General features: G+C 33.7%; 6 protein-coding genes. All 6 read right to left on the bottom strand.

Features of this window, described 5'->3' with window-relative positions; translation table 11 throughout:
* Positions 1-358: 358 nt before the first annotated feature.
* A complete protein-coding gene (locus HMPREF2811_RS01860) occupies positions 359-2,728 on the bottom strand; it encodes a beta-glucosidase (RefSeq protein ID WP_071407860.1) in 2,370 nt (789 codons plus the stop codon).
* A 33-nt stretch (positions 2,729-2,761) separates the two neighbouring features.
* Positions 2,762-2,884: a helix-turn-helix domain-containing protein gene (locus HMPREF2811_RS11695; RefSeq protein WP_246829786.1), complete on the bottom strand. Its 123-nt coding sequence runs from the start codon at positions 2,882-2,884 to the stop codon at positions 2,762-2,764.
* Positions 2,885-3,033: 149 nt separating this feature from the next.
* The gene (locus tag HMPREF2811_RS11685) at positions 3,034-3,390 is read right to left on the bottom strand and encodes a hypothetical protein (RefSeq protein ID WP_246829785.1); all 357 of its coding nucleotides are present in this window, start codon (positions 3,388-3,390) and stop codon (positions 3,034-3,036) included.
* 71 nt (positions 3,391-3,461) lie between these two features.
* Complete coding sequence (locus HMPREF2811_RS01850; protein WP_071407859.1) at positions 3,462-4,304, bottom strand: ROK family protein; 843 nt, start codon at positions 4,302-4,304, stop codon at positions 3,462-3,464.
* Between the two features lie 133 nt (positions 4,305-4,437).
* Positions 4,438-5,259, bottom strand: coding sequence for an aldo/keto reductase (locus HMPREF2811_RS01845; protein WP_071407858.1), 822 nt, complete (start codon positions 5,257-5,259; stop codon positions 4,438-4,440).
* Between the two features lie 101 nt (positions 5,260-5,360).
* Entirely contained in the window at positions 5,361-6,437 is a 1,077-nt protein-coding gene (gene uxuA / locus HMPREF2811_RS01840) for a mannonate dehydratase (protein ID WP_071407857.1), read from the bottom strand.
* Positions 6,438-6,445 lie beyond the last annotated feature (8 nt).

Here is a 6,445-nt window from a genome sequence, read left to right as displayed (position 1 = left end):
AAATTGGGTAATCTTATTGTAACTTTTATAAGTTTGAAGCCACTCAACCACTACGCTATAAAACGAACAGATGAACTAAATTGATTTTTAAAGTTTTTAGCCCATTCTCTCAAAAGTTATCGAAACAGAAGGTTGTATAGTATTAATAAAGAAAACTGGATCTTAAAATACTAATTTAACAATTAAACGTAAATCATTTACAAACATTCGAAAAAGAACGACGGATTTTAGAATGTTTTATCACAACACTCCAAAATCTGTCGTTTACTATTTTTCTTACTAAAATTAGTAGCTTCTTTTTAAGAAAATCAATAAATAATATATAACTCAGGTTTATTCAGATAGGCTTTCAATTAAGCTAACCTTTTATTTTTTGTATCAGATTTAAAACATTCAAAGCTGAATGTTGCACTTCTTTTAAAGTAATACCATCGAGATGCTCTAACGATTGAATTAAAGAATCATCACATTCCTTCGTTACAAAATCTTTTCCACCAGGCATTAAAATATCAACTTGTGCTCTGACCCGATAAGCATTGTTTTCAACATGTTCGAAATTTGGATCTTTAGCCATTCGCATCCACCAATCAGTTAAGATACAGCCTTGATATTCCCATTCATTACGTAAAATTTCTGTTGCCAAATCAAAATGATAATGAGCCCATACCCCATTTATCTTATTATATGACGACATGATTGAATAAGGATTAGATTCCTTCACGCAAATTTCAAACCCTTTTAAATAAATCTCACGCAAAGCACGTTCCGATACGCGCGAGTCATTATAATTTCGATTTGTTTCCTGGTTATTACATGCAAAATGTTTTGGGCAAGCTGCAACTTGATTGCTTTGCACCCCGATAACATAACTTGCAGCCATTTTACCTGTTAAATAAGGATCCTCTGAAAAATACTCAAAGTTTCGTCCACCTAAAGGATTTCGATGGATATTCATCCCTGGTGCTAAAATCATATCGGAACCTAAGCCCACTAATTCTTTTCCAAATTCAATCCCTATCACTTTCAGTAATTCTAAATTCCACGTACTTGCAAAAGCAGTACCACAAGGTAAAAGTGAAGCGTAATAATTTAAGCGAATACCTGCTGGACCATCTGTGGTAATAACCGGTGGAATTCCTTTTTGACGTAATGATTCAATCGTTCCACCAAACATTCCAGCATTCCCTTTCGGACCAAAGGGGCTATTCATTGGTCCTTCACCGCGCGTTAAGGCGTCTAACTCTTCTTTAGAAAAAGAATGAATCAACTCTGATACTGTTTTACCGGTATCTAAGAAAGTCTCTTCAGAACTTACTTCTGATAAACTTTCCAGATGCTGCAACACTCTTTCCTTTACTGATTCTTTTTGTAAAGTTACGGGTTGATAAGTTTCAACCAATTGTCCATCTTCTAACGTAGCAACTAAACGATTAAAATTTTCTACGGGTGCGGCAATTTGTTTCAATTTTTGAATTACTAATAATTTTTCTAAATGATAATTGCCCACCAATTCTAGGTTTATTAGACTATCGCCCACATAAAATTGATACTCTCCCGCCTCAAGAACATAGCTAAATGGATGACCTGTTACACCACTATCATCATAGGAAGCTAAGTCTTGTAGGTTAATTTCAAAATTCAAACTCTCTGTTTGACCAGGTTGAAGAAGCTCTGTTTTTTTAAATGCAATTAAATTACGTTTAGGTTTTCCTAATTTTCCTTGTGGAGGCTCATGATAGATTTGAACCACCTCTTTACCCGGCATCTCTCCAATATTAGTCACAGAAACATTAATCGTCACACTTTTATCATTTACTAATAATTCTGAATCCATAGCAAACTGAGTATAACTTAACCCATAACCAAATGGATAAATAACTTTCTCAGGATGGAATGTTTCAAAATAACGGTATCCGACATAGATATCCTCTACATATTCTACATACTCTTCGTGACCAAACTGTTTAGCACTTGGATAATCTTCGTAATGGCGCGCAATCGTATCCGGCAATTTAGCTGATGGATTCACATCTCCCATCAAAACATCCGCAATCGCATTGCCACTTTCCATACCACCTTGCCAAGCAAATAATATAGCTGAAAAGGCATAGTTTTCCGTCCAGGATAAGTCGATGACATTTCCACTATTGATAACTAAGACGACTTTTTCAAAATAATGGGTCACTTGATCAATCATTTTCTTTTCTTTTTGAGTTAAATAATAGCTACCTTCTTCCAAGACATTTTCACGATCTTCACCAGCCGCTCGTCCAATCACTATTAATGCAATTTCAGAATCTTCGCTAGCTGACTTTACTTCTTCATTCGATAACGTCATTTCCTCTAAGAAGCGTGGCCATTGTCCCCAAATACCATCTTCTACTATATTATTAGCAGAGAAAGTTTGATATTTTTCTATTAAAACTTGATTTAATACTAAATCTTTTTCTTCTAATCCCTGAATAACATTGACTAAATAAGGTGGATTGACTTCTCCACCAGAACCATATCCTACATAAAAATAGTCTATTTGAGAACGTCCAAAAACTGCTAATTTGCTTTGTGCTTTTAAAGGTAATACACCCTCATTTTCCAAAAGGACAATACTTTCTGCTGCTGCTTGTCTCAGTAATGCTGACATTTTAGGATTAATCTTTTTTTCTCCTAAAATCCCCTCTTTAATATTTATATGTTGTACTAATTCACTTACATTATCTTGGTTACTCATTGGTTTCCTCCCTACTTCCACTCACATTATTGACTATTTTTCTAATGTCATATAGTATTTATCGCGAAATTTCTTAGGTGTAATACCCACAAATTCTTTAAAATGCTTGATAAAATGGCTTTGTGATGAGAAAGAAAATTTGTTCGCTATATCCAATACGGACTCATCAGAAGACCGTAATTAATTCATCGCCAACTTTATTTTTTGTTGATTAATGTACTTACTGATAGGCATTCCCATTTCTGATTTGAATAATCTTGACAAATAGCTTGGTGTTACATCCAATTCCAATGCAATAACCTCAACTAAAATCCGATCCTGAATATGCGTATAATATACTTTTTACATTCTACAACATGTTTGGAAATCTCATCACTAATTTTTAACATTCGCATTTTATTAGTAAAATCCCAAACCATTTCATCATGTAGCTCATGAACTTCACCTACCGTTTTTAAATGATCTAATTTTTGAATATAATAATCACTTAAACGAAAAGCGCGTTCAGGTTCCATTCCGTAATTACTACAATATCTTATTACCATGGCGGTAGTGATGACAAAATGATATTTAATATCTACTAAAGGATTTTTGGATAGTTTACCTACGCCTTCAACTTCAATAAATTTATTTGCTCGTAAATTTTTATCTATCGCACCCACATTGCCATCTGCTACTGCTTTATAAAATAAATACTCTTCAGATAATTTGCGGTGTTTTATCCCTATTTGTTCTAATCTTTTGTATTTTCAAAATTAACCGCCGCACCAATTAAGTTCGCATTTTGCAGAAATTCACAACGATCAATCTTAATCCTCAAATCACCCGCACCATTTGCTTTTAAATAATGGTCAAGCTTTTCTTGGATGGGGGATACAAAATCATCTCTTTGTGAGATACCCCCTCCAATTAAAATGAGTTCAGGGTCCAGCATTAAGGCCACATTATACATACTTCTAGCCAAAGTATCATAGACTTCGTCAGCACCTACCTTCGCTTGTTCATTCCCTTTAGCTGCTAAGTCGAATAACTCTTTACCGGATTCAAAATTGTAGCGTTTAGCTGTTTCTACCGGACTAGCAATTTGACTCAATGTTTTTTGACCATCCATTAACATATACCCTATTTCGCCACCAAATAGATTCGCCCCTTTAACAAGTTGTTTATTAATACTAACAGCTCCACCAATTCCCGAACCAATAATATAAAAAACGACATTGTTTAAGTCTTTTGCTCTGCCATAATAAAGTTCTGCTAAAGCCGCTGAATTCGCATCATTTTCAATGGTTACTTGTTTATTGAATAATTCTGTCAATTCTTTAACAATTTCAAAATTATGGATATAAGGAATGGCACTAATGCCTTTGATCACCCCTAATTTTGAATCGACAGAACCAGGCGAACTAATACCGATCCCTTCAACATCAGCGAATTTAGTTGCCACTTGTCCCATTTGTTGTTTCATTTCATCCCAAGTTGTTGGGGTTTTAAACGATCCAGTATTCGTTATCTTGTCGTTATCCCAAACACCATATTTGACAGCTGTTCCTCCCATATCAAAACAGAGTATTTTCATTTTTCTTCCCACCTTCATCAAAATAAACTAACCTTCTCTCTTTGAAGATTAGTTTATCATTTTTGCGTTCAAGTGACTAGAGCGCTTTCTTATATCCTATATTTTTTATCAAAACTTACTAATAATTTGCATTTTATTGAATAGAGTCTAAATATTCCATATCTTCTATTTCAATTTCAAAATCTAATTTCGCATTCTCAATAATATATTTTTCATGAACAGATTTTGGTAGAGGTAAAATGTCTTTTTCTAATAAATAGCGAATGCAAATTTGCGGAATTGATTTTCCATATTTAGAAGCCATCTTTTCAATCTGTTCATTGCCTAATAGTCGTCCAGTAGCAATCGGTGAATAGCCTTCAACTAAAATATCATTGGCTTTACAAAACGCTAACACTTCTGGGTTGGTATTCCCGATATGATATATAATTTGGTTGACCATCGGTTTAACTTTACAAACTTCCATAATATTTTCTAAATCTTTAACATCAAAGTTAGATACCCCAATCGCTTTGATACTTCCTGCTTCATAAGCTTCTTCTAAAGCACGCCACACTTCACGGTTTTCTTCAAAATAATTCAACTTTTCCGGATTTTCATGCATGATTGCCCATGGACGTGGGGCATGAATTAACATTAAGTCAATATACTCTAAATCTAATTCTCTTAAAGCTTGTTCAATGCTCTCTTTGGCTTCTTGATAAGTTTTACGTTCAGCCGGCACTTTGGTCGTCACATAAACGTCCTCGCGTTTTAATCCAGAATCTCTAACTGCTTGACCAACCTCTGTTTCATTACCATAAACAATCGCAGTATCAACGTGGGTATATCCATTTTTTAAAGCAAATAACGTTGCATTATAAGCATCTTCAGGTGCTGATTGCCATGTCCCTAATCCTAATTTAGGAATTTTAACACCATTATGCAGTGTAAAAGTTTCCTCTAAAATTGTCATTATGTATCCTCCTAACTTTTGTTACTACTTGTAATTATTATGGTAACGCTGTCTTTTGTATAGAAGAATTAATTTTTTAATTTATTTATTGCAGCATTGTATTACTTGGTTGTTAATTTTAAAGTATCCCAACATCCATTTAAATACATGACACCTAAAGCTCTGTCGTATAAGCCATACCCTGGTCTTACATTACTCTCGTTTTCTCCAAAAATATGTCTTCCATGATCCGGTCGGATAAAACCATTAAAATTAGATTCGCATAAAGCTTTCATTACTCCTATAATGTCAACTGTACCATCCTCTGATCTATGCGATACCTCACTAAAACTACCAGTTTCATCGACTCTTACATTTCTAATATGCATAAAATGAATTCTCTCAGAGAAGTCATTAATCATTTCAATCAAATTATTGTTTGTGTTCGATCCCAAAGAACCAGTACAAAAGGTTAATCCATTATACTTACTAGAATTTACATCTAGAAGTTTCTGAATATTTTCTTTGTTACTTACTAAACGAGGTAATCCAAAAATAGGAAAAGGTGGATCATCAGGATGAATAGCCATTTTAATATCCCATTCTTCGCAAATCGGAATGATAGAATCTATAAAATATTTAAAATTAGCGCGTAATTTTTCCTCAGTAATACCCTCATAGGCTTTAAAAAGTTCTTTAATACGGGCCATTCTTTCTGGTTCCCATCCAGGTAAAGTCAAATCTCCTTCTCCTTGTTTAAATAAATCTAACAATTCATTTGGTTGAATTGATAAAATAGTATTCTTATCAAAATAAAGTGCAGTTGATCCATCCTCTAAAGGATGAAACATATCCGTTCTAGTCCAGTCAAAAATAGGCATAAAATTATAACAAACTATTTTTACATCATTTTTTGCTAAGTTTATTAAAGTTTGTTTATAGTTCTCAATATATTGATCTCTAGTGGGTAGACCTAACTTAATATCATCATGAATATTTACACTTTCAACTATACTCCCACTTAATCCTGCTTTATGAATAACTTTTAATTCTTTTTGAATTTCTTCTTGAGTCCATACTTCGCCTGCCATTTTCTTATGCAAGGCCCACACAACTTCTTTTACACCTGGAATTTGCTTTATATATTCTAATGGTATCGGATCATTTCCTATTCCATACCATCTAAATGACATTTTCATCATTTCAC

It is taken from the genome of Globicatella sp. HMSC072A10 (genome assembly GCF_001811625.1).
In the GTDB taxonomy this organism is placed as follows: domain Bacteria; phylum Bacillota; class Bacilli; order Lactobacillales; family Aerococcaceae; genus Globicatella; species Globicatella sanguinis.
This window is presented reverse-complemented; position numbering and strand designations above follow the sequence as displayed.